Annotated in this window: 26 protein-coding genes and 1 other RNA gene; 15 read left to right on the top strand and 12 right to left on the bottom strand. The window is 39.3% G+C overall.

The features are described from left to right. Positions 1-16: 16 nt before the first annotated feature. From DPV97_RS05855 to DPV97_RS05870, 4 genes are all read left to right on the top strand, one after another. Positions 17-1,240 (top strand): DUF711 family protein, encoded by a 1,224-nt coding sequence (locus DPV97_RS05855; protein WP_070712910.1) that lies wholly within the window; start codon positions 17-19, stop codon positions 1,238-1,240. 63 nt (positions 1,241-1,303) lie between these two features. Further along, positions 1,304-1,873: a hypothetical protein gene (locus tag DPV97_RS05860; protein WP_070712909.1), complete on the top strand. Its 570-nt coding sequence runs from the start codon at positions 1,304-1,306 to the stop codon at positions 1,871-1,873. Positions 1,874-1,988: 115 nt separating this feature from the next. Next, positions 1,989-3,251, top strand: coding sequence for a serine hydroxymethyltransferase (glyA, locus tag DPV97_RS05865; protein WP_070712907.1), 1,263 nt, complete (start codon positions 1,989-1,991; stop codon positions 3,249-3,251). Then, the gene (locus DPV97_RS05870) at positions 3,251-3,526 is read left to right on the top strand and encodes a DUF1294 domain-containing protein (protein WP_070712905.1); all 276 of its coding nucleotides are present in this window, start codon (positions 3,251-3,253) and stop codon (positions 3,524-3,526) included. The genes glyA and DPV97_RS05870 overlap by 1 nt, the downstream gene beginning before the upstream one ends. A gap of 74 nt (positions 3,527-3,600) precedes the next feature. Here DPV97_RS05870 and dsbB read toward each other — a convergent pair whose 3' ends face one another. Further along, positions 3,601-4,134, bottom strand: coding sequence for a disulfide bond formation protein DsbB (gene dsbB, locus DPV97_RS05875; protein ID WP_070712904.1), 534 nt, complete (start codon positions 4,132-4,134; stop codon positions 3,601-3,603). Between the two features lie 19 nt (positions 4,135-4,153). Beyond that, complete coding sequence (gene nhaB, locus DPV97_RS05880) at positions 4,154-5,692, bottom strand: Na(+)/H(+) antiporter NhaB (protein ID WP_070712902.1); 1,539 nt, start codon at positions 5,690-5,692, stop codon at positions 4,154-4,156. Positions 5,693-5,825: 133 nt separating this feature from the next. Here nhaB and fadR point away from each other — a divergent pair, with 133 nt between their 5' ends. The 4 genes from fadR (at position 5,826) to ruvX (ending at position 8,328) form a co-directional block, all read left to right on the top strand. Then, positions 5,826-6,545: a fatty acid metabolism transcriptional regulator FadR gene (gene fadR, locus DPV97_RS05885; protein WP_070712901.1), complete on the top strand. Its 720-nt coding sequence runs from the start codon at positions 5,826-5,828 to the stop codon at positions 6,543-6,545. Positions 6,546-6,614: 69 nt separating this feature from the next. Continuing rightward, positions 6,615-7,349: a 16S rRNA (uracil(1498)-N(3))-methyltransferase gene (gene rsmE / locus DPV97_RS05890; protein WP_049362330.1), complete on the top strand. Its 735-nt coding sequence runs from the start codon at positions 6,615-6,617 to the stop codon at positions 7,347-7,349. Further along, complete coding sequence (locus DPV97_RS05895) at positions 7,349-7,909, top strand: YqgE/AlgH family protein (protein ID WP_070712899.1); 561 nt, start codon at positions 7,349-7,351, stop codon at positions 7,907-7,909. The genes rsmE and DPV97_RS05895 overlap by 1 nt, the downstream gene beginning before the upstream one ends. Beyond that, positions 7,909-8,328 (top strand): Holliday junction resolvase RuvX, encoded by a 420-nt coding sequence (gene ruvX / locus DPV97_RS05900; RefSeq protein ID WP_049369530.1) that lies wholly within the window; start codon positions 7,909-7,911, stop codon positions 8,326-8,328. Before DPV97_RS05895 ends, ruvX begins: the two co-directional genes overlap by 1 nt. Positions 8,329-8,376: 48 nt before the next feature. On the opposite strand, the gene pgeF is transcribed toward ruvX, so the two are convergent. Both pgeF and rluD read right to left on the bottom strand, forming a co-directional pair. Beyond that, the gene (gene pgeF, locus DPV97_RS05905; RefSeq protein ID WP_070712897.1) at positions 8,377-9,114 is read right to left on the bottom strand and encodes a peptidoglycan editing factor PgeF; all 738 of its coding nucleotides are present in this window, start codon (positions 9,112-9,114) and stop codon (positions 8,377-8,379) included. Position 9,115: 1 nt separating this feature from the next. Then, positions 9,116-10,090 carry a 23S rRNA pseudouridine(1911/1915/1917) synthase RluD gene (gene rluD, locus DPV97_RS05910; RefSeq protein ID WP_049384559.1) on the bottom strand — a complete coding sequence of 325 codons (975 nt, stop codon included), beginning with the start codon at positions 10,088-10,090 and terminating at the stop codon, positions 9,116-9,118. A 109-nt stretch (positions 10,091-10,199) separates the two neighbouring features. Here rluD and DPV97_RS05915 point away from each other — a divergent pair, with 109 nt between their 5' ends. The 7 genes from DPV97_RS05915 to DPV97_RS05945 all read left to right on the top strand — a co-directional run bounded on the left by DPV97_RS05915 (position 10,200) and on the right by DPV97_RS05945 (position 16,665). Next, entirely contained in the window at positions 10,200-10,991 is a 792-nt protein-coding gene (locus DPV97_RS05915; RefSeq protein ID WP_111382924.1) for an outer membrane protein assembly factor BamD, read from the top strand. A 90-nt stretch (positions 10,992-11,081) separates the two neighbouring features. Then, positions 11,082-11,279: non-coding RNA, 6S RNA (ssrS, locus tag DPV97_RS05920), on the top strand. Positions 11,280-11,305: 26 nt separating this feature from the next. Continuing rightward, positions 11,306-11,878 (top strand): 5-formyltetrahydrofolate cyclo-ligase, encoded by a 573-nt coding sequence (locus DPV97_RS05925; protein ID WP_070712918.1) that lies wholly within the window; start codon positions 11,306-11,308, stop codon positions 11,876-11,878. A 130-nt stretch (positions 11,879-12,008) separates the two neighbouring features. Continuing rightward, the gene (clpB, locus tag DPV97_RS05930; protein WP_070712894.1) at positions 12,009-14,579 is read left to right on the top strand and encodes an ATP-dependent chaperone ClpB; all 2,571 of its coding nucleotides are present in this window, start codon (positions 12,009-12,011) and stop codon (positions 14,577-14,579) included. A 112-nt stretch (positions 14,580-14,691) separates the two neighbouring features. Then, on the top strand, positions 14,692-15,285 hold the full coding sequence (mog, locus tag DPV97_RS05935; protein ID WP_070712892.1) for a molybdopterin adenylyltransferase: 594 nt from the start codon (positions 14,692-14,694) through the stop codon (positions 15,283-15,285). 1 nt (position 15,286) lies between these two features. Further along, positions 15,287-15,625, top strand: a complete 339-nt coding sequence (gene glnB, locus DPV97_RS05940; RefSeq protein ID WP_070712891.1) for a nitrogen regulatory protein P-II — start codon at positions 15,287-15,289, stop codon at positions 15,623-15,625. Next, on the top strand, positions 15,625-16,665 hold the full coding sequence (locus DPV97_RS05945) for an AI-2E family transporter (RefSeq protein WP_070712889.1): 1,041 nt from the start codon (positions 15,625-15,627) through the stop codon (positions 16,663-16,665). Before glnB ends, DPV97_RS05945 begins: the two co-directional genes overlap by 1 nt. Before the next feature lie 81 nt (positions 16,666-16,746). Here DPV97_RS05945 and secF read toward each other — a convergent pair whose 3' ends face one another. The 8 genes from secF to DPV97_RS05985 form a co-directional block, all read right to left on the bottom strand. Then, a complete protein-coding gene (secF, locus tag DPV97_RS05950; protein ID WP_070712888.1) occupies positions 16,747-17,721 on the bottom strand; it encodes a protein translocase subunit SecF in 975 nt (324 codons plus the stop codon). Between the two features lie 10 nt (positions 17,722-17,731). Beyond that, on the bottom strand, positions 17,732-19,582 hold the full coding sequence (gene secD / locus DPV97_RS05955) for a protein translocase subunit SecD (RefSeq protein WP_070712887.1): 1,851 nt from the start codon (positions 19,580-19,582) through the stop codon (positions 17,732-17,734). Positions 19,583-19,605: 23 nt separating this feature from the next. Further along, a complete protein-coding gene (gene yajC / locus DPV97_RS05960; RefSeq protein ID WP_005695468.1) occupies positions 19,606-19,896 on the bottom strand; it encodes a preprotein translocase subunit YajC in 291 nt (96 codons plus the stop codon). A gap of 102 nt (positions 19,897-19,998) precedes the next feature. Next, complete coding sequence (locus tag DPV97_RS05965) at positions 19,999-20,226, bottom strand: sulfurtransferase TusA family protein (protein ID WP_070712885.1); 228 nt, start codon at positions 20,224-20,226, stop codon at positions 19,999-20,001. Positions 20,227-20,229: 3 nt separating this feature from the next. After that, the gene (locus tag DPV97_RS05970; RefSeq protein WP_065243811.1) at positions 20,230-20,742 is read right to left on the bottom strand and encodes a hemerythrin domain-containing protein; all 513 of its coding nucleotides are present in this window, start codon (positions 20,740-20,742) and stop codon (positions 20,230-20,232) included. A gap of 64 nt (positions 20,743-20,806) precedes the next feature. Beyond that, positions 20,807-21,955, bottom strand: a complete 1,149-nt coding sequence (gene tgt / locus DPV97_RS05975; protein ID WP_070712883.1) for a tRNA guanosine(34) transglycosylase Tgt — start codon at positions 21,953-21,955, stop codon at positions 20,807-20,809. A 110-nt stretch (positions 21,956-22,065) separates the two neighbouring features. Further along, a complete protein-coding gene (queA, locus tag DPV97_RS05980) occupies positions 22,066-23,157 on the bottom strand; it encodes a tRNA preQ1(34) S-adenosylmethionine ribosyltransferase-isomerase QueA (protein ID WP_070712881.1) in 1,092 nt (363 codons plus the stop codon). A 563-nt stretch (positions 23,158-23,720) separates the two neighbouring features. After that, positions 23,721-24,812 (bottom strand): hypothetical protein, encoded by a 1,092-nt coding sequence (locus DPV97_RS05985; RefSeq protein WP_133253113.1) that lies wholly within the window; start codon positions 24,810-24,812, stop codon positions 23,721-23,723. Positions 24,813-24,892: the final 80 nt, after the last annotated feature.

The following is a 24,892-nucleotide window of genomic DNA, read 5'->3' on the forward strand; positions in this document are numbered from 1 at the left end:
AATGTTAAGGTATCGCATGGATTATAAAAATAAAGAATTATGTCGTATTCGCACAATAAGTTTTTTTCTAACATTACATAAAGATAAATCGCAATGGGAAAGCGCACTTTATTCGGTGAAACGTGATGTTGATTTGTTATTGCCTGCTGTGCAGAAAGCTGGTTATACCTTGCAATCGATTCGAGTCATTACCAATCCTTTTGGTGAATATTTGGATTTAACCAATTTGCAGACGGCAAAAGCAGATTTACAGTATTTAACGGAGTTATTGAATAAATTTAATGAAAGTGGAATTCGTATTCGATTTGCTATTGGTGCAGCTAGAAATACAGAGGAAATTGCTTTATTGCCTGAGTTAATCGCGGCTTATGGAGACTTGTGTAATGCTTGTGTCAACGTGCCATTAGACGAAAATGGTGTGTTAGATAATGAACTCATTGAGCAATCTGTTTATGCCGTACAAAAAATTGCAAACATCACACCACGTGGTGAAGGTAATTTTAACTTTACTGTCAATTTTAACTGCAAGCCATTTATTCCTTATTTCCCTGCCGGTTATCATCTAAGTCATTTGCCAAACAGTTTTGTCATTGGTTTAGAAACACCAGATTTATTAGTCGAAGTATTAAAATCTGTACCAAAGTCTCCTCATAATCAATTTTATGCAGATTGCTATCAAGCTATGTCGCAGGCTCTGCAATATCATGTAGATGAAATACTAGATATGTTAAGTGCGGTTAAATTGTCGGGTGCATTTGAATTTGCAGGCATTGATAGTTCGGCGGCACCATCTAAAAATTGTGCATCCATGACAAAAGTTTATGAATTAATGGGATTGCCATATTTTGGTGCGGCTGGTTCAGTAGAAGTTTCTGCTTTACTGACAAAAGTTTTTAAATCAATCCAACACGTGCCATTGGTTGGGTTTTCTGGATTGATGTTGGCGGTGACAGAAGATTTAGGTTTAGCCGAAGGTACACAAAAACACTATTTTGATATCCGTGCTTTACTGACTTATAGTGCTGTATGTGGTATCGGTTTAGACACAGTCCCAGTGGCGGGATATGTCAAGGCAGAAAGCATTGCAGCTATTATGCGCGACACAGGAACGATGGCATTTCGCTTAAATAAACCACTAACTGTACGTTTATTTCCAATTCCGAATAAGGTTGCAGGTGAAATATCAGAATTTGAGAGTGATGATTTATGTAACTGCCGCCTTTTACATATTCCGGATTGAACTACAATTTCTCTACTTTGTTGTGATGGAAGTTATCTCTACGGTCAATAAAAGGAATATCTCATGAGAAAATTAATATTAGGTGGTCTTGTTGCTGTATTATTCTCAGGGTGTACGGTAGCTCATCAGCAAACTGAACAAGAACAAGCCTTAGTCGGCGATTGGATTTGCCATGTAAAACCTGCAGCCAAATCCCCTTTACTTGTCGAGCATTTTGATTATATCACTTATCGTGCGGATCAAACGGTGCTTTTACGTGGCATTTCACAGATTGAGGCAAAAGAAGGCTGGGTGCGTTATTTATTGCAAGCTAAAGCTAAATGGCAGGCGAATGATGACAAGTTAAGTTATGACTTTACGGATCGTCTATTTAAAACCGTGCATTCACCACAAGTCGCGAAAATTATTGAACAATCTCCAGAATTTAAAGAGTATGATAAGGGATTTGTTTCACCTTGTAATAGTTGCGGTAATCATTTGGATATGAAGATTAAAATAAAAAGCCCAACCAGTATGACTAATTTTAATACTTATACGAAAGAGACCAGCCAATGCCGTAAACTGGGTGCAGGCGAGAAAACAAAAGAAGTTAAACTAATTGAGAAATTAGTGAAAGAAAAAGGCTCGATTTAGATAAATGAATGTTTTTCATTGTAATAATGAAAAATATGATCGAAATTTTTGATTAAGTTTTTACTTGGAAACAGGTAAACTATACACAAATAATTCAAACAACGAGGAAAACACAATGTTTAAAAAAAGTATGAACATCGCTGATTACGATCCGGTTCTATGGCAAGCCATTCAGGACGAAAATCGTCGTCAAGAAGAGCATATCGAGCTTATCGCATCTGAAAACTATGCGAGTCCACGCGTAATGGAAGCGCAAGGTTCACAGTTTACTAACAAGTATGCTGAAGGCTATCCTGGTAAACGTTACTACGGCGGTTGTGAGTACGCAGACATTGTGGAGCAGTTGGCGATTGATCGTGCGAAAGAGTTATTTGGTGCAGATTACGTGAATGTTCAACCGCACTCAGGTTCACAAGCGAATGCAGCAGTATATGGTGCATTAATCAATGCTGGCGATACCATTTTAGGGATGGATTTAGCACATGGTGGTCACTTAACTCATGGGGCGAAAGTGAGCTTCTCCGGTAAAATCTATAATTCTGTACTTTATGGTATCACCGCTGATGGTTTAATCGACTATGAAGATGTGCGTCAAAAAGCATTAGAACATAAACCAAAAATGATCGTGGCAGGTTTCTCTGCTTATTCTCAAGTGGTGGATTGGAAAAAAATGCGCGAAATCGCGGATGAAGTGGGTGCGTATTTATTCGTTGATATGGCTCACGTTGCGGGCTTAATTGCAGCAGGTTTATATCCAAACCCATTACCATACGCACATGTTGTCACAACCACTACTCATAAAACCTTAGGTGGTCCACGTGGTGGTTTAATCCTTTCTTCTTGCGGTGATGAAGAGCTTTATAAGCGCTTGCAATCTTCAGTTTTCCCTGCAAACCAAGGTGGTCCATTAGTTCACATTATTGCGGCGAAAGCAGTATGTTTCAAAGAAGCATTAGAGCCAGCTTATAAAGAATATCAAGCCAACGTGATTAAAAATGCGAAAGCGATGGTAGAAGTGTTTAAACAACGTGGTTATGACGTGGTTTCAAACGGTACAGAAAACCATTTATTCTTAGTGAGCTTCATCAAACAAGGCTTAACAGGGAAAGCAGCAGATGCAGCACTAGGTAAAGCGAATATCACAGTGAATAAAAACTCCGTACCAAATGATCCACAAAAACCATTTGTGACTTCTGGTATTCGTGTTGGTACACCAGCGGTGACCCGTCGTGGCTTTACTGAACAAGACTGTCGTGAATTAGCCGGCTGGATGTGTGATGTATTAGATGCATTAGGCAAAGAAAACGAAGAACAAGTGATTGCAGCAACCAAAGAAAAAGTATTGGCAATCTGCAAACGTCTTCCTGTTTACGCATAATGCTGATTCAGCTTTTATTTGTGATGTTAGCGGCGGTAAATATCGCCGCTTATTTTTTAATGTGGAAAGACAAAATCCGCGCGGTTCGTCATGGCTGGCGAATTTCTGAAAATACTTTCTTTCTATTAAGCCTTCTTGGTGGGTTTATTGGTGTTTATTGTGGGATGAAACGCTTTCGTCATAAAACAAAACACTTCAGTTTTAAATTTGTTGTTATTCTCAGTGCCTTTATTTGGTTGATCTTAATGCCTTATTGGTATTTCTTTCTTGAATAATGTTGAGTACAGAATAACTTTCAGTAATAAAAAAGCCTAGAGGATCTCTCTAGGCTTTTTAGTATGCGATTAGGCTACTTAAAAATGAGGCGTCGATTTCGACTTTTCTTCACTTGCGAAAGTGTAATTAATCCTAACACAATGACATAAACCGCAAAAATAAAAACTAACCATTGCACCATGGTGATACCGAAAAGTGACCATTGGCTTTCATTACAGCTACCAGTTGGATTGAACACCGTAGGTAGCCATTTATGGAATGGTAACGTTTCTGGAAAGTTTGGTATAAATTCACATTGTTTCCATGGCGCAGGGTTCATTTGTAAATCAAGGTGACGAATTGAGATCATTAATCCTTTGATTGCACTAAATAAACCCACAATAAGAGCAAAAATGCGGACAATAAGTGAACTAGGGGCTAAGACGCCGATAAAACCAGCAATAAATAACCCTACCATAGCTAAACGTTCGTAAACACAAAGTACGCAAGGTTGTAACCCCATACCATATTGAAAATAAAGTGCGGTCGATTCTAAGGCAAATGCAGTAAATGCCAAAAAGATCCACGCTGAACGTTTAAGGGATAATTGCTTAAAAAAGTCGAGCATTCTTTCTCCTTATGCTTCACTAAATAGGAAGAATTAAGCCAAGGTCCGCAAGCAAAATTGTCATACCTGGTAAGATAAATTCGATAGCAAGGAAACCCACCACGGTTAATACGATGGTGTAAGGTAATGCCATATAGACCATTCTACCATAAGAAAGTTTAATTAACGGTGCAAGAGACGATGTCAGTAAGAACAAGAATGCGGCTTGACCGTTTGGTGTTGCTACAGAAGGTAAGTTTGTACCTGTATTGATTGCGACCGCAAGTAATTCAAATTGGTGCGGTGCAATTGCTCCAGCTGTAAGCGCATTTTTTGCTTCATTGATGTAAACCGTTGCAACGAATACGTTATCAGAAATCGCAGAAAGTAAACCGTTGAAACCGTAGAATAGCGCTAACTGTGTTTTCTCTTCAGAACTTAATACGAATTGAATAATTGGACCAAAGAGTTTTTGATCAATAATCACCGCAACGATAGAGAAAAATACGACTAATAATGCAGTGAAAGGCAAGCTTTCTTGGAATGATTTTCCAATGGCATGCTCATCGGTTACACCAGTAAACGTCGTTGCAAGAATAATCACACTTAAACCAATCAAGCCGACAGCCGCTAAGTGGAAGGCTAAACCTAAGATTAACCAAACCGCGATAACCGCTTGAACAGAAAGACGAATCTTATCTTGTTTAGACATTTTTTGTGCATTTTCGCGATCTAAATCAGCCAAGATTTTCCATACTTCTTCTGGTAATTTTTCGCCATAGCCGAATACTTTAAATTTTTCAACTAAAACACAAGTGAGTAATCCACAGATAAATACAGGGATGGTTACTGGCGCCATACGGAAGAAGAACTCAATGAAGTTCCATTTGGCTTGTTCTGCAATGATCAAGTTTTGTGGTTCGCCCACCATGGTCATTACACCACCGAGCGCGGTACCTACACCAGCATGCATCATTAAGCTACGTAAGAAAGAACGGAATTTTTCGAGAGTTTCGTGATTTTTAATTTTGTTATCATCGGAAATATCAACTGCATCTTGTAGTGTCTTACCTGATGCGACTTTGTGATAAACTCCATAGAAACCCATGGCAACACTGATGATTACAGCCACAACAGTCAGCGCATCTAAGAACGCTGAAAGAAATGCTGCACTGAAACAGAATGCTAAAGAGAGGACGATTTTAGAACGGATACGGACTAATAATTTGGTGAACACATAAAGCAAAAGTTGCTTCATAAAGTAAATACCGGCCACCATAAAGATTAAAAGTAACACCACTTCAAAGTTTGCCATGATCTCGGCTTTAACATGCTCTGCATTCGTCATACCAATAGCAATAGCTTCAACGGCTAATAAACCACCCGGTTGAAGAGGATAGCATTTTAATGCCATAGCAAGGGTGAAAATAAACTCGGCGACGAGTACCCAGCCCGCCACAAATGGGCTTACCCAAAAGAATAAAATTGGATTAATTACCAAGAAGGCAATAATAGTTAATTTATACCAATCAGGGCTCGAGCCCAGAAAGTTTTTCATAAATGCTTGTGTGTAAGTCATATTGAACTCCGTTTTTTATAGTCCTATCATTGTAATATATACTGCTTTAAAGGATAATAGACCAGTTAAAGATTTATTCAATAAATCACATTTTTTTGATCTTTTTAGGCTTTTTTATATTTATTTCATACTCATGCAAACAGATAATACCCTTTTACGGGCTCAAAGCCCAGCCGCTCTTGCCGAAGAATATATTGTTAGAAGTATTTGGGATAATGTATTTCCCGCAGGCACTAATCTTCCTTCTGAGCGTGATTTAGCTGATAAAATCGGCGTCACACGCACCACATTACGTGAAGTATTACAGCGTTTGGCTCGTGATGGCTGGCTTACCATTCAACACGGCAAGCCGACAAAAGTCAATGATATTTGGGATACAGCAGGTCCAAGCATCATTGAAACTTTAATTACCTTAGATCGCCAAAGTGCACCGTTAATCATTGAAAATATGTTGTCATTGCGTAGTCGTATGTCGGAATCTTATATTTATGAGGCAGTAAAAAATTCGCCTAAAGCCTCAGCTGCCTTGTTCAAAGGAATGGATTCTTTAGAGAATACCGCTGAAAGCTACATGGAATTTGACTATGCCTTATTTCGTCAGTTTACCGTAATGGCTAATAAACCTTTCTATCGTTTAATTTTCAATAGCTTACGTGGGGTTTATCATAAAATTGGTTTGCTATTCTTTAGTGACGAAAAACATCGCCAAGTGACACATGATTTCTATGTTGAATTGCGTGAGATTTGCGAAAAAGGCCAGTCAGATTTGGTGGTGGACTGTATTCGTAAACACAAGCACGTTACTTCCGCTTACTGGCGAGCCATTTTAGAAAGTTTGCCAAAAGATTTATAGCAGCAGAATAATATTAAAAGTGCGGTTGAAAATGACCGCACTTTTTCCTTATATCAAAGACTCAATATTATGCGTATTCCAAGAATTTATCATCCCGAATCCCTTAAAAATCAATCTACTTGCCAACTTTCAGAGGATGCGGCTAATCACGTAGGACGTGTGCTTCGTATGACTGAAGGTGAGCAAATTGAATTATTTGATGGAAGTAATCATATTTATCCAGCGAAAATTATTGAAGCGAGCAAAAAAGCCGTTAAAGTAGACATTCTTGGTTGTGAATTAAGTGATAAAGAGTCGAATTTATCGATTCATTTAGGGCAGGTTATTTCACGCGGTGATCGAATGGAATTTACCATTCAAAAATCCGTAGAGTTGGGCGTGAATGTGATTACACCATTATGGTCAGAACGCTGTGGCGTGAAGTTGGATGGCGAACGCATGGATAAGAAAATCCAACAATGGCAAAAAATTGCCATTGCAGCTTGTGAACAATGTGGCCGTAATGTAGTACCAGAAATTCGTCCGTTAATGAAATTACAAGATTGGTGTGCAGAAAATGATGGCGCGTTGAAATTGAATTTACATCCAAGAGCCCAATATTCTATTAAAACCTTACCTTCCATTCCAAAAGAAGGGGTTCGTTTACTTATTGGTTCAGAAGGTGGTTTATCACCTCAAGAAATCGCTCAAACTGAACAACAAGGATTTACTGAAATTTTATTAGGAAAGCGTGTGTTACGTACAGAAACAGCCTCTTTAGCGGCGATTAGTGCGTTGCAAATTTGTTTTGGAGATTTGGGATAATGATGGATTTACAAGGGCAATTTTTAATTGCGATGCCACAGTTGGAGGATTATTTTCAAAATACCGTGGTGTATATGTGTGAGCATAATGAGCAAGGTTCGATGGGTTTAGTGATTAATCAACCCACCGATTTAAGCATTGCTGAGTTGTATTCAAAAATGAATTTTATGATGAAAAATGACCGCACTTTTAGCAATGAACTTGTGCTTGCGGGTGGTCCAGTGCATTCTGAGCGTGGTTTTATTCTGCATAAGAAAACTGTGAAAGAATTTGAGCATAGTTATAAAATTACTGATGAGATGTTTCTGACCACTTCGGCAGATATTGTGGAAACCTTTGGTTCAGAGGATGCGCCCGAAAAATATCTTGTTGCGCTCGGTTGTGCAAGTTGGACAGCGGGACAGCTAGAACAAGAGATTGCAGATAATGCATGGCTAGTTGCGCCAGCGTCAGACACTATTTTATTTGAAACCATTTATGAAGATCGTTATCCCGCCGCGAATCAATTATTGGGGATTAATCCTCATAATTTTGTCTTTTCACAAGTAGGGCATAGTTAATGGGCATCACGGCAATCGCGTTTGATTTTGGCACAAAAAGCATTGGTTGTGCCGTCGGGCAAAGTATCACGGGGACGGCGCAAGCCTTACCTGCATTTAAAGCACAAGATGGGATTCCAAATTGGGATGCTATTGAAAAATGCTTAAAAGACTGGAAACCTGATGTTATTGTGGTGGGATTACCTTTAAATATGGATGGCACCGAGCAAGATTTAACACTTCGTGCGAAAAAATTTGCTAATCGCTTAAATGGTCGTTTCGGTATCAAAGTCGAACTGCAAGATGAGCGCTTAACGACGGTTTCTGCTCGAGATGAAATTTTTCAGCGTGGTGGTTATCGTGCTCTTAATAAAGGTAAAGTAGATGGGATTTCTGCTTGCTTGATTTTAGAAAGTTGGTTCGAAAACTGTTCAGAATAAGCCAAAAATAAACCGCACTTTAAGGTGCGGTTTGTTGTATTGATAGGGTTATTTTTTTATCCAAATCAGACTCGCCATTCGACCTGTTTGGCCATCTCGACGATAGGAAAAGAAGCTCTCTTTTTCAGTGAATGTACAATGGTCACCACCGTAAATTTGGGTAATACCTAATTTGTTGAGGCGTTGTGTGGCGATTTGATAAAGATTGCCGAGGTATTTTCCAGATTCATTCGGAACTGGTCGAAAAGCCGTTTCTGCAATCGGATCAAAAGCCATAAATTGCTCAATCACTTCTTTGCCAACTTGGAATGCATTGGGGCCGATAGCAGGCCCAAACCACGCAATAATCTCTTCGGAGGCAGATTGGAAACATTTCACGGTTTCTTCTAATACACCATCACAGAGTCCGCGCCAGCCCGCATGTGCCGCAGCTACTTCAGTCCCTTGCTTATTGGTGAATAAAACCGGCAAGCAATCAGCCGTCATCACTAAACATACTTGGTTAGGTTGATTGGTGTAAACCGAATCAGCTTCGAAATTATTGCCCTCATAAGGTATAGTAATCACACGAGTACTGTGCGTTTGAGTTAAAAACAACGGGAAATGTGGCAGATTAAATTTTTCGACTAATAAAGTGCGGTTAGTTTTGACCGCACTTTTATCATCTTCGACATGAGCACCCAAATTGAAACTATCGAAAGGCGACAGGCTTACGCCACCTTCTCTTGTGGTTGTAAAAGCTTGGATATGTGGTGGAACATTCCAGTTTGGAACAATGGTTTTCATCTTAGTAATCCAACTCGTCTTTGTGTTCGAGGTAATCCGCTTTTAAGGCATGCAGTAATTCGACAAAGTCATCTGGCAATGGGGCATACCATTCCATCATTTCACCTGTGATAGGATGAGCTAAACGCAACATAACCGCATGTAAGGCTTGGCGTTTAAAATTGCGTAGCACCTCAGTGAAGGCTTCGCTTGCATTTTTAGGTGGGCGAGGGCGGCCTCCGTAAGTTTGATCACCCAATAGTGGATGTGCAATATGTGCCATGTGAACACGAATTTGGTGAGTACGGCCCGTTTCTAAACGTAAGCGTAAGCGGGTGTAATTACGGAAATTCTCCATAATGCGATAGTGCGTCACAGCTGGTTTACCCATTGGGTGAACCGCCATCAATGTGCGTTTTGTGGCATGACGAGCCATTGGCTGATCTACGGTGCCACCTTTGGTCATAATGCCACTCGCAACGGCTTCGTATTCACGAGTGATCTTACGTTTTTGTAAATCACGCACAAGTTTCGTTTGTGCAGGAATCGTTTTAGCGACAACCATGAGACCCGTTGTGTCTTTATCTAAACGATGCACAATCCCTGCGCGCGGTACTTCGGCAATAGGTGGATAGTGATAGAGTAGCGCGTTAAGTACCGTGCCATTTGGATTGCCTGCACCAGGGTGAACCACAAGATCTTTAGGTTTGTTAATCACGATAATATCGTCATCTTCATAAACGATATTGAGCGGAATATTTTGTGGCTCAAAACGGTTTTCATCTTCCACTTCTACCGAAATTTCAATTTGCTCTCCGCCATAAACTTTTGCACGGGGAATATCGGCAATTTCACCGTTCATTTTTACCTGTTTTGCTTCAATCCAGGTTTTTAAACGCGAACGGGAATATTCTGGGAACAACTCTGCGAGGGTTTGGTCTAAACGCTGTCCCATTTGTTCGGGCTGAATTTCAGCCGTTAAGGTCATTTGTGGCATAAAAAATCCATCTAAAAATTTAAAAAGTTGGCTTATTGTGTAATGTTCTATACAATATTCGCTAATTGTAACTTATTTATTGATTTTCGTAAAAATTAAGGAAAAAAGAATGCGTAAAATAAAATCTCTCGCGCTTATTGCATTGACCTCATTCGCTATTGCAGCTTGTAGCAGTGGTAATAAAGAAGTAGAGCAAGCTTCTGTTGATGATCTTTATGCAAAAGGGGCTGCAGCATTGCAAGAAGGAAGCTATTCTGACTCGATTCGTTATTTAAAAGCAGCGACAGAGCGTTTTCCTGGTAGTACTTACCAAGAACAAGCAATGCTTGATTTAATTTATGCAAACTATAAAACGCAAGATTACACAGCCACTTTGGTAACCGTAGATAACTACTTACACCAATTCCCACAAAGTCCAAACCGTGACTATGCAGTGTATATGGCGGGTTTAACAAACTTAGCAACGGCCGATAATATGATTCAAGATTTCTTTGGTATTGATCGTGCAACGCATGAAACAACTTCAATGAAAACGGCGTTTTCTAACTTCCAAAGCTTAGTGAGTGCGTTCCCAAATAGCCCATATTCACAAGATGCAGTAGCACGTATGGCATATATTAAAGACTCATTAGCACGTCATGAATTAGAAATTGCGAAATTCTATGCAAAACGTGATGCGTGGGTTGCGGTATCAAACCGTGTAGTGGGTATGTTGCAACAATATCCGGATGCTAAAGCGACTTACGAAGGTTTATTCTTAATGAAAGAAGCATACGAGAAAATGGGTTTACAACAATTAGCAAGTCAAACTCAACAAGTCATCGATGCGAATAAAGATAAACAGTTTGCAGATGTGAAAAAACCGGAAGAGTCTGATTTAATTCAACCGGTTAAAAAATAATCCCGTCCCTTGTGGGACGTGCTTGAATAAGCAAATTATTCAAATAAAGGCTAGTCAAACTAGTCAAATTGAGCTAGTATAAATCTAAAAGATTTCCTGGGGTGTTCGTGGATGGGTTATGTCCCTGAGCCGATACTTAGAACTTTATAAATCGGTTTCCCGCCATTGGTGTGTAGGCTTGACCTTTGACTTTGTCATTGGACTAAAGAAACCTAAAAATGGCCTTACCGGTTTCCTTGGACCGTCGGGTTCAAGGACTACTACTCGTAGCGGCACTCTGGGACCTTCCTTTAAAATCCATTCTTTCCAATCGAATGAAATCAACACAGCAAGCGCTTCGCACTCAACTTCGTCAACAAATTCGTAAAACACGAGCAAATTTGACCGCACTTCAGCAGCAACAGGCGGAAGATTCCATCACTCAACAATCGCTTGCATTAATTGAAGAACGAAATGCGCAGCATATTGCCTTGTATGTTTCCTTTGATGGTGAAATCTCCACGGATAAACTTATCAAAACCCTTTGGGCACAAGATAAATACGTTTATTTGCCGGTATTGCACCCTTTCAATCCTAATCATCTTTTGTTCTTACGATATTTGCCTGAGACACCGATGCTGAAAAATAAGTTTGGTATTTGGGAGCCCAAACTTAATGTACAAAACGTATTGCCTTTGAAAGAGCTAGATATTCTTTTTACGCCACTCGTCGCGTTTGATAAACAAGGAAATCGTCTAGGCATGGGCGGTGGTTTTTATGACCGCACTTTACAAAATTGGCGAAATTCTTCTTTTATCCCCGTAGGATTAGCTCATCAATGTCAGCAAGTCGAACAACTTCCAACAGAAGTATGGGACGTGCCACTTCATCAAATCTTAGTTGCTTAAACCTATCAAGAAGTAAAATTTGATAGAAAAAATTAAAAATTGTCGATTTTTTCTCTTGAAATACCAAAAAAGGGTCTTATCTAATTACTCATAAAGGGGATGACCCCGAGTATTTGATGCAGGAGAAGATATGAATATTGAAAAATTTACCACTAAATTCCAACAAGCACTCAGTGAAGCACAGTCATTGGCGCTAGGTAAAGATAATCAGTTTATCGAACCAGTGCATTTATTGACCGCACTTTTAAATCAACAAGATGGTTCAATTGCACCAATTTTAACGACCAGTGGTGTGAATGTGGCGTTACTGCGTAATGAATTAAATGCCGAATTGAATAAATTGCCCCAAGTGTCGGGTAATGGCGGTGATGTGCAAATTTCTCGTCAATTACTTAACTTATTGAATTTATGTGACAAATTAGCTCAACAAAAACAAGATAAATTTATTTCTAGTGAATTGTTCTTATTAGCAGCGCTTGAAGAGCGAGGCGCATTAAATGACATTTTGAAAAAATGTGGTGCGAAAAAAGAACAAATTCTACAAGCGATCCAACATATTCGTGGAGGACAAAGCGTGAACGATCAAAATGCAGAAGAAAGCAGACAAGCTCTTGAAAAATATACTATTGATTTAACAGCTCGTGCTGAAAGTGGCAAACTTGACCCCGTTATTGGTCGTGATGAAGAGATTCGTCGAGCGATTCAAGTATTGCAACGTCGTACCAAAAACAACCCAGTATTAATCGGTGAGCCTGGTGTAGGTAAAACTGCTATCGTGGAAGGTTTGGCACAACGTATTGTTAATGGTGAAGTGCCTGAAGGCTTAAAAAACAAACGTGTACTTTCTTTAGATATGGGTGCACTGATTGCCGGTGCGAAATATCGCGGTGAGTTTGAAGAGCGCTTAAAAGCTGTTTTAAATGAGTTATCAAAAGAAGAAGGTCGCGTGATCCTCTTTATTGATGAAATCCATACCATGGTTGGTGCAGGTAAAACTGATGGTGCGATGGATGCCGGTAACTTATTAAAACCAAGTTTAGCACGTGGTGAATTACACTGTGTGGGTGCAACAACACTAGACGAATATCGTCAATATATCGAGAAAGATGCCGCACTTGAGCGTCGTTTCCAAAAAGTCTTTGTGGATGAGCCAAGTGTCGAAGATACCATTGCGATCTTACGTGGTTTGAAAGAGCGTTATGAGATCCATCACCATGTAGATATTACTGACCCAGCAATCGTAGCAGCGGCAACACTTTCACATCGTTATATTTCCGATCGTCAATTGCCGGATAAAGCCATCGACTTAATCGATGAAGCAGCTTCTAGCATTCGTATGGAAATTGACTCTAAACCAGAGCCGCTCGATCGTCTTGAGCGCCGTATCATCCAATTAAAATTGGAACAACAGGCATTACAAAAAGAAGAGGACGAAGCCAGCCGTAAACGTTTAGAGATGTTAGAAAAAGAACTTTCTGATAAAGAACGTGAATATGCCGAACTTGAAGAAGTATGGAAGTCAGAAAAAGCAGCACTCTCTGGTTCTCAACACATCAAACAAGAGTTAGATGCAGCGAAAACTGAAATGGAGCAAGCGCGTCGTGCTGGCGATTTAAGTAAAATGTCTGAGCTTCAATACGGTCGTATTCCAGAATTGGAAAAACAACTTGCTGCCGCTGAAACCGGTGAAGGCAAAGAAATGAGCCTATTACGTTATCGTGTGACTGATGAAGAAATTGCGGAAGTACTTTCTAAAGCAACCGGCATTCCAGTTTCTAAAATGATGGAAGGTGAGAAAGAAAAACTCTTACGCATGGAAGAAGAATTGCACAGACGTGTGATCGGCCAAGAGGAAGCAGTCAATGCCGTAGCTAACGCAATTCGTCGTAGTCGTGCAGGGCTTTCTGATCCTAACCGTCCAATTGGTTCTTTCTTATTCTTAGGTCCAACTGGTGTAGGTAAAACCGAGCTTTGCAAAACTTTGGCGAAATTCCTCTTTGACAGTGAAGATGCGATGGTGCGTATTGATATGTCAGAGTTTATGGAAAAACACAGCGTATCTCGTTTAGTGGGGGCACCTCCAGGCTATGTTGGCTATGAAGAAGGTGGTTACTTAACTGAAGCTGTACGTCGTCGTCCATATTCGGTAATTTTGCTTGATGAAGTGGAAAAAGCACATGCGGATGTATTCAACATTTTATTACAAGTGTTGGATGATGGTCGTTTAACGGATGGTCAAGGTCGTACAGTAGACTTCCGTAACACCGTTGTTATTATGACCTCTAACTTGGGCTCTGATTTAATCCAAGGCAGCAAAGACGAAAGCTATGGCGAAATGAAGGCCTTAGTGATGTCAGTGGTGAGCCAACATTTCCGTCCAGAATTCATCAACCGTATTGACGAAACGGTGGTCTTCCATCCACTTGGCAAAGACAATATCCGTGCGATTGCAAGCATTCAATTAGAACGTCTAGCAAAACGTATGGAAACTCGTGGCTACGAATTAGTGTTTACCGAAGCGTTATTAGATTTCATTGGTGAAGTGGGTTACGATCCAATTTATGGGGCGCGTCCATTAAAACGTGCAATCCAACAAGAGATCGAAAACAGCTTGGCTCAACAAGTTCTATCTGGTCAATTATTACCAGGTAAAGTGGTCACCATGGATTATGTGGATGGTAAAGTTCAAGCCAGACAATAATTTGTAAAATGAAAAGCCATTTAGTGAAAGCTAAATGGCTTTTTTATGCTTTGGTAAAAGATAAAATAGGGTAGAATGACGCTGTTTATAGCGTATAAAAATGAGGAAAAAAATGACCGCACTTTTAAAAATTGGTTTGGTTTCAGTATCAGACCGTGCATCAAGTGGTGTGTATCAAGATCAAGGGATTCCCGAATTACAACAATGGTTAGAACAAGCGTTGGTGGATCCTTTTGAAGTGGAAACTCGATTAATTCCAGATGAGCAGCCATTAATTGAACAAACACTGAAAGAATTAGTGGATGAGCACCATTGTCATTTAGTGCTTACAACAGGTGGTACCGGGCCAGCAAAACGTGATGTGACACCTGACGCAACGTTAGCGGTAGCCGATCGTGAAATGCCTGGATTTGGCGAGCAAATGCGCCAAGTGAGTTTACATTTTGTGCCGACAGCGATTTTATCTCGTCAAGTTGGTGTGATTCGTAAAAACAGCCTAATTTTGAACTTGCCTGGGCAACCAAAAGCCATTAAAGAGATTTTAGAAGGCGTGAAAGATGAGCAAGGCAAGGTCTTAGTGAAAGGGATTTTTAGTGCGGTGCCTTACTGCTTGCAATTAATCGATGGTATTTATATTGATACCAAGCCTGAAGTGATTACAAGCTTCCGCCCGAAAGCCGCACGACGCGAAAATTTGGAGAAATAAGATGAAAAAAATTGAAGCCATTATTAAACCATTTAAATTAGATGATGTGCGTGAAAATTTATCCGATGTCGGTATCAGCGGAATGACGGTGACTGAAGTTCGAGGTTTTGGTCGCCAAAAAGGGCATACAGAGCTTTATCGTGGTGCAGAATATATGGTGGATTTTCTGCCTAAAGTGAAAATTGAAATTGTCGTGCCAGATGATTTGCTTGAGCAATGCCTTGAAACCATTGTTGAAACTTGCCAAACTGGCAAAATCGGTGATGGTAAGATCTTTGTTTATGATGTAGAACGCGTGATTCGTGTTCGTACAGGCGAAGAAAATGAGGAAGCTATTTAGTGGAAAAAAACTTAAATTTTAACCGCACTGTAGTCGCTATGGCAGCTTTAGTGATTGTGTTTGCGGGAATTAAACTGGCGGCAGAAATTGTCGTGCCTTTTTTATTGGCATTATTTATCGCCATTATTTGTTCGCCAGTGATTAAAGCAATGACACAACGCAAAGTGCCGCATGGTATTGCGATTGCCTTGTTGTTTATTTTGATTTTAATTGTATTCTTTTTCCTGGCGGGATTAATTAACAGCAGTGTGCAAGAATTTACACGCTCTATTCCGCAATATAAAGTGCTGCTTTCGGAGCGTATAAATGACGTCATGGCGTTAGCTCAAAAACTGAAATTGCCGATTGTGATTTCTCGCGAAGCCATTATGGAGCATTTTGATCCGAGTGTGATTATGAACTTTGTGAGCCGTTTATTATTAAACTTTTCTGGTGTCGTGACGAATGTTTTTGTGTTGATCTTAGCGGTGATTTTTATGCTACTTGAAGCACCGACGATGAAGCATAAACTTGCTTTAGTGTTAAGTGATAATGAACATGATGTTGTCGCGGAAGAACATCATATTGATCGTATCTTAGACGGTGTGATTAGTTATCTTGGCGTGAAAACAGTGATTAGTTTGCTTACCGGTATCTCGACGTGGATTTTGTTGGATGTGATGGATGTCCAATATGCCATTTTATGGGCAACCTTAAGCTTCTTATTAAATTACATCCCGAATATTGGTTCGATTATTGCTGCAGTGCCTATTGTGGTGCAAGCATTATTGCTGAATGGATTTGGTGTGGGCATAGGCGTAACCGTCGGTATCATTGCATTAAATATTGTGATCGGTAATATTATTGAACCGAAAATGATGGGTAAAACCTTAGGGCTTTCTACCTTGGTCGTATTCTTTTCATTACTTTTCTGGGGATGGTTACTTGGTACGGTAGGTATGTTACTTTCTGTGCCACTGACAATGGTGTTTAAAATTACATTGGAAAGCTCAGAATCAACGAAGAAATATGCGGCTTTATTAGGTGATGTAAACGAATAAAGTACGGTCATAAAATGACATTATTTTAGAAATAAAAAGCCACCGCTATGGTGGCTTTCTTTTTATCTTGTGTTCGATAGGTTAAGGTAAATCATCGATTTCTTTATCCACTTTTGGTGGAATCATATGTTCACGGCGTAGGCCGATATCATAAGCAATCGCAATCGCGATAAAGATTGATGAGTAAGTACCAAAACCGATACCAATTAATAACGCTAATGAGAAGTTATGAATTGATGGACCACCAAAGAAGAACAAGGCAATCACAACAAGAAGCGTTGTGAGAGATGTCATGATGGTTCTCGATAAGGTTTGTGTTAGGGAAATATCAATAATATCAATAGTTTCTACACGGCGAATTTTGCGGAAGTTTTCACGCACACGGTCGAATACCACGATACTATCGTTGATGGAATAACCTACAACAGAAAGAATTGCTGCCACGAAGGTTAAATCCATTTCGATTTGTAATGCAGAGAATACACCGAGTGTAATCACCACATCATGCGCAAGTGAGGCAATACCACCAAAACCTAAACGCCATTCAAAACGTGAGCCAACGTAAATTAACATCATTGCCAAAGTCGCAAGGGTCGCATAAACAGCACCTTGAGCCAGTTCTTCACCGACGTTTGGACCCACAAATTCAATACTGTTAATATGAATATTTGGATCAATCGTTTGAAGCATGCTTTTAACGTGATCACCAATGGCAGAATCGTTATTATCAGCTGGTAATCGGATCATCACGTCTTGTACAGAACCGGTTGTTTGTACAATCGGGCTTGCAATACCATTTTGATTTAATGTGCCACGGATTTTCTCTAAATCAGCCGGTTGTGAGAAGTGAGTATCAAATACCACACCACCGGTAAAATCCAAGCCCCAGTTGAAGCCTTTTGTCACAATGAAGAAGAGGGAAATCGCCATTAAAATCGCAGAAAATGCGTATCCCACAAATCTCACTTTCATAAATTCAGTGAGAGGGAATGGCAATTTAATCCCATTCACTTCACGGATAAAATGTCCGTTTTTATCTTTTGCAAATAATCTCATCTTATCCTACCTAAATTGATAATTTTTCAAGACGTTTACCGCCGTATAGGAAGTTCACGATAGCACGTGTTCCGGTAATTGCCGTAAACATTGAAATTGCCACACCTAATGCAAGAGTTACCGCAAAGCCTTGAATTGGGCCAGTACCCACAGCATAAAGAATGATTGCCGTTAAAATTGTAGTTAAGTTTGCATCGAAGATGGAGGTGAATGCACCGTTATAACCTTCGTTAATGGCTTGCTGGATTGGACGACCATTACGAATCTCCTCTTTGATACGCTCAAAAATAAGTACGTTAGCGTCCACCGACATCCCTAGGGTTAATACGATACCCGCAATCCCCGGCATAGTGAGTGTTGCACCTGGTAGGATAGACATCAAACCAACTAATAAAACGATATTAATCACCAAGGCAAAGCTTGCGATAATACCGAAGATTTTATAGTAAATCAGCATGAAGACAATGACGGCAATTAAGCCCCAGAAGCTTGCATCAATACCTTGTTCTACGTTTTGTGCACCAAGAGAAGGTCCAATTGTACGCTCTTCAACAATTTGCACTGGCGCGATTAATGCACCAGATTTTAATAACATAGAAAGGTTTTGAGCTTCTGCAGAGCTGCTTACACCAGTAATTTGGAAGTTAGAACTAAAGCGACCTTGAATGGTTGCGACGTTAATGACTTCTTCATTTTTCTCTAAAATGGTTTTGCCATTTTCGTCTTTTTTGCCGTTGTCTTTGTATTCTACGTACAAGGTTGCCATTGGTTTTTTGTAGTATTTCTTGGTCGTTTGCGACATGATTTCGCCGCCTTCACTATCCAAGGTTACACTTACTTGTGGCGTGCTGGTGTTTTGGTCTAAACCCGAGCTTGAGTTGATGATGTGTTCACCACCCAATACCGCACGTTTGTAAAGTGCAACAGGTCTACCTTGACGGTCATATTTGATCTCTGTGTCAGAAGGTAACATACTACGCGCTGCTGATTCTGGGTTCACCAACGAATTCACAATGCGGAATTCAAGCGTTGCAGTTGCACCTAAGATTTCTTTTGCACGCGCAGTATCTTGAACACCCGGTAATTCGATTACGATACGTTCTGCACCTTGACGTTGGATAACCGCTTCAGCTACGCCTAATTCAGCAACACGTTTACGTAAAATCGTTAAGTTTTGCTCGATCGCTAAGTTACGTGATTCTGTTAATGCCGCTTCAGAAAGAGCAAGGTTTAAGGTGTTGTCACCAATATCAGACACTTCTAATGTTGGGTGTAACTGACGAATAATACGCGCTGCTTTTGACATTTGGTCAGCATTTTCTAATGTGACCGTTGTACCAAATTTGTCGCCATTTTTAATCGCCGTAAACTGAATTTTTTCTTTACGTAATTCGTTGCGTAATGTGTCTTGTAACTGTTCTTGACGTTTAGCAAGCGCAGAATTCATGTCCACTTCCATTAAGAAGCGTACACCACCACGTAAGTCCAAACCCCATTTCATCGGGTTAGCCCCAATGCTGCTTAACCAAGCCGGTGTTGCCGGTGCAAGGTTTAATGCGGTTGTGTAGTTGTTGCCAAGTTTTTCTGCAATTTTATCTTTGGCAAGAAGTTGGTCATCTGTGTTGGTGAAACGGGCAAGAATAGAGCCATTTTCAAGAACGATAGATTTGGTTGGAAGGTTATTTTCTTTCAGTACGTTTTGTACTTCAGTTAATGCGGTGGTGTCTGCTTGTTGTCCGCGAGTACCGGAAATTTGCACCGCAGGATCTTCACCATAGATATTTGGAAGAGAGTATAAAGCACCAATGGCGACCACAAGGATCACCATTAGATTCTTCCATAATGGGTAACGATTTAACATAGTTTTCCCTTTAGGAATTTAAATTAGAGAGATTTTACAGAACCTTTCGGTAATACTGAAACGATGTAGTTACGGTTAATCGTGATTTCAGTAGTATCGTTTAAAGCGATAACAATTTCAGCACCTTCGGTTACTTTAGTGATTTTACCAATCAAACCACCAGCGGTTAATACTTCAGTGCCTTTCGCTAATTCAGACATTAATTTTTTGTGTTCTTTATTACGTTTCGCTTGTGGACGGTAAATCATAAAATAAAAAATTAAACCGAAGATCACGAAAATAAATAACGTGGACATTGGGCTTTGTGCTTCCATTGTGTTTTCCTTATAAAATGAAAAGTTAAAAGTGTGCGTAAAATACCATAAAACGGCATTCAGTAAAAGCCGATGAAGGCAATAACACCTAGAATTTTTGGATTAATTGATTTTTTTCAAGCAAACTTCGAAGATTTGCTCGGAAAGCCAATGTTGATCCACTAATTCACATTGATTTTCTTCACAAAACACAACAAAATTTTCTACCGCACTTTGACGATTTAATTGCAAAATTAATTCATCATTTGGCGCTAAATTTGCCAAAGCCTTCTTCGCGGTTAAAAGTGGAATTGGGCAGGAAAGTGCGGTCAAATTTAATTGATATTTCATGATTTAAGCTTGGCGACGCGCAAACATAATTTTGCCCATAGCCGTGAGTTGTTCTGCTGATAAATATTGCTTACCAAGCTCAAATAGCGGCTCTTCAAGGGCAATATGTCTATCATAGCTCGCCACAAACAGCGTAATCAGCCTTTCATCTACATCAGTGCGTTTCTCTGCAATCAATTCTTCTAGCTGCTCCGAAAGCTTTGCCCAATTTTCATGCAAGGTGACGTGTTGTCGTTCTAATTCATCCACCGACTCTTTCGCTTGAGGTGCTTTTTCAATTAAAGCAGGGAAAAAATCTTTTTCTTCATCATCATGATGAAGTGGTGCAGCGTGATTAAAATACTGCAATATGGTTTTCACATCATTTAATACAGCTTGATTCACACCATTTTTTTCTAAATAACCAGGAAGAATTGTGAGCTGCTTGCAAAAGCGTTTCACTTTGCTATGACAAGCATAAAGCATATCAATCGGTTCATTCCAAGTGGCAAATTGTTGAGGTTCGAGGATTTGCATAGGGTTTCCTTTGTTAAAAAGTGCGGTCAAAAAACATTGGATTTTTCTACCGCACTTTCAGCAATTATGATTTATCCGATAATTGTAATGGTGGAACAGGTTTGCCCATGCGAGCATAAAATTCCACGACAAAATCATCAAAACGATCGTCTTCGATAGCTTGACGAATTTCCGCCATTAAACGTTGATAATAGCGTAAATTGTGAATGGTATTTAAGCGTGCACCTAAAATTTCACCGCATTTATCTAAATGATATAAATAGGCTTTGGTGTAGTTTTTACAGGTGTAGCAATCACATTCAGGATCCAACGGGCTAGTATCATCGCGATATTTTGCATTACGGATTTTAACAATACCGTCAGTCACGAATAAATGACCGTTACGTGCGTTACGGGTTGGCATTACGCAGTCGAACATATCAATGCCACGACGTACACCTTCTACTAAATCTTCTGGTTTACCCACGCCCATTAAATAACGCGGTTTGTCAGCCGGGATTTGTGGACAAATGTATTCTAAAATGCGGTGCATATCTTCTTTAGGTTCGCCTACCGCTAAACCACCCACCGCATAACCGTCAAAGCCAATATTCACTAAACCTTCTAGTGATACTTTGCGTAATTCTTCAAATACGCCACCTTGAATAATACCAAATAGGGCATTCTTATTGCCTAATTCATCAAAGCGATCGCGGCTGCGTTTTGCCCAACGAAGAGACATTTCCATGGATTTTTTCGCATAATCGAAAGTCGCTGGATAAGGCGTACATTCATCGAAAATCATCACAATGTCAGACCCTAAATCATATTGAATTTCCATGGATTTTTCAGGTGAAAGGAAAATGCGTTCACCATTAATTGGGTTTTGGAATTTCACGCCGTCTTCGGTGATTTTACGTAATTTACCTAAACTAAATACTTGGAAACCACCACTGTCAGTCAAAATCGGGCGATGCCATTGCATAAAATCGTGCAAATCACCGTGTTTACGCATCACATCCTGTCCAGGACGAAGCCATAAATGGAAGGTGTTACCCAGTAAAATTTCTGCACCTGTCGCACGCACTTCTTCTGGCGTCATACCTTTCACTGTGCCATAAGTACCCACTGGCATAAACGCAGGGGTTTCTACACTGAACGTGCCTTGTGGACGTTCAAATACCAAGCGACCACGACGAGCATTGCCGCTTGTTTTATCTAATTCATACTTCATTTTTGCTCCAACGAATAAACAGTTCGTAGGTTGTTGTTCAATAAAAAAGCCTGTTAGTACAGGCTTCCTGATAGGTATTTTATGAGTTGGTTGAAAATAAGTCAAACCACTTATTCTAAGCCTTTCACATTGGGATTTTTAGTAATGAACATCGCATCGCCATAACTGAAAAAACGATAGCGATTTTCGACCGCACTTTTATAGGCGTTCATGGTGTGGCTAAAGCCTGCAAAGGCAGACACCAACATAATTAATGTGCTTTCTGGCAAGTGAAAGTTGGTAATTAACGCATCCACCACTCGGAATGATTTGCCCGGGTAAATAAAAATGGACGTATCAGAAAAATAAGGTTCAATTAAATCTGGGTTGCCATTTTCTTCTGCAGATAGAGCAGCGGTTTCAACAGAACGCACTGATGTTGTACCTACCGCAATAACACGTTTGCCCGCTTTCTTCGTTTCAATAATGGCATTGCAGACTTCTTGAGAAAGCTCCACATATTCCGCGTGCATAATGTGATCTTCGATATTTTCAACACGTACGGGTTGGAATGTACCTGCGCCCACGTGCAAAGTTACAAATTCAAAATTAACGCCTTTTTCGTGTAATTTTTGTAAAAGCTCATCATCAAAATGTAAACCTGCTGTTGGCGCAGCGACTGCACCAGGCACTTTGTTATACACGGTTTGATAGCATTCTTGATCCGCTTCTTCATCAGGGCGATCAATATAAGGCGGCAAAGGCATATGACCGATTTCTTGCAACACATCAAGCACATTGCGGCTTTTATCCGCTAATTCCACCTCAAAAAGCGCATCTTGACGACCAATCATAATCGCTTTTACGCCATTATTTTCACCGAGCTTATCTTCACCTAAAAATAATTCAGTACCTTCTTTCGGGGCTTTTGACGAGCGAATATGCGCTAAGAAATGATGTTCACTTAAAACACGTTCCACCAACACTTCAATTTTTCCGCCACTGGCTTTGCGACCAAACATACGAGCAGGGATTACACGCGTATTGTTGAAAATCAACAAATCGCCTTCGTCGATTAAATCCAATACATCCGTAAAAGTGCGGTGAGAAATTTCCCCGTTTTCACCATTGAGTTGTAATAAGCGGCAAGAAGAGCGATCTTCTTTAGGGTAACGAGCAATCAGCTCATCAGGTAAGTCAAAATGAAAGTCAGAAACACGCATAATTGTAAATCATGAAAGATAAAAATGGGGCATAGTCTAGAGCGAATGAGGAGGAAATACAAGAATAAATCAGCAGATTAAATAGCTCATCATACTAATTAATTTTATGATAAAGATATAAGTGTAACGACTATATCACTGTTATATAAATAGATTAACTTATTTAAATTGTTAGAGAAAATTAAGAGATATTATCCTATCTTGGTTTTAATTAGAAATAGGTGGTTACAAACTAGATGACATGCAAGCTTTTGTTAACTCTTTTGCTCATGATGTTCCATTTTATTATGCAATTTATTGCTTAAGTGATGTACAAAATATCACATTGAGGTTATTAGCTTTCCAATAACTTATGTTTCAATGTTACCTACTGGTCAGACATTAGATGTTGCATACTGTGTCATAATGCCAATATTTAAACATTTTGTTATCCACCACTAACGTATCCTACTGATTGTTCAAACACTGGATGGTAATAACAACGTGTTTTGTGGTTTTTAGTTTTTGCGAGGCTAAAAACTAATTAAATTTAAGACCATATGAATTTTTGACAGGATCCAACCTTATTCAAGCCCAATATGCCATTGATATCTAAAAAATAAGTCACTTATTTCTTCACTATTCAATTTATTATGTAAATTCTTTATGATAATCGTGCAACAAATAGCGGCCAATGTCTTATTTTTTAATCTATTGTCTAGAATATCTCCTAAGTCTCTCCAGTTTGCACCAAATCCTAAATATTCTATTTTTTCTAATTTCGTATCATTCAATAAAATTTTAATTTCATCCTTTTCTAGATATATAGGAGCCTGAATGTAGTCGGGAGTAGTTCTCCAAACGTTAATTTTTGTTTTATCAGAACTACTAGATGGAATAAGAGAATATTCAAGAGCCTCATGTACCAAGTCTGCTAGATTATTTTTATTAATATGACTTCCCATAAAAAAATGATAATGTTCCCTAAAAGTATCGTCTAAAATAAACCCTAATAAACTTGAAGTTGTCTCTTGAATTTTATCCATCTTTTCTTGCCATGCTTTAATAGCATACTTCTTTTCCACCATATCTATTGTGTCAGCTAATTCAAATGTCTTAATACATTCTTGACAGAAAGGAATGATACAATTGATTAATGGTTTTTTTTGACATTTATGGAAGTTTATAATGAATTCATCTATTCGTTTTTTATCTATTTTTTTGAAGGTTACATACGTTCCGTCATCACTTATTGATTTTACATAGTCAAGAATTAAATCAATTTTTTCTAGTTTATTTTGATTTTCAGGATTTTGTTTCTTCCCCAAATTAGAGCGTGTATCCTCACAGCTTTTTTCTTTCCATTCTTTTAATAATTCAGCTGTATATTTATCTGGTTCTCTATCAATCAAGCTTGCACAGTTACTACAAAGCCAGATCCCATTAGATATTGAAGCTCTGTCTTTTGGTGACAAGGATTCATCATATCTAGGTCCTCCTTTGCTTGCTGCAGTAATGTGGGCAGCTTGACCAATATTGGTAATGTTGTTGTGATCATTTGATTTTGCTGTTGTAGTTAATACCTGACAATCTGGATTTGAACATCTATAATTAACAGCTTTTGCAAGTATTTCTTTATCCTTGCTTGTAAAGTCATCTCTTTTGTTTTTTTTCATTTCAATTATCAACTTATAATCTTAAATTTAATTTAAATACTTAAGATAAAATATTTACTTTACAGTTTGATATTCGAAAG

The sequence above is a fragment of the Haemophilus parainfluenzae genome, from assembly GCF_003253005.1.
Classification (GTDB): domain Bacteria; phylum Pseudomonadota; class Gammaproteobacteria; order Enterobacterales; family Pasteurellaceae; genus Haemophilus_D; species Haemophilus_D parainfluenzae_M.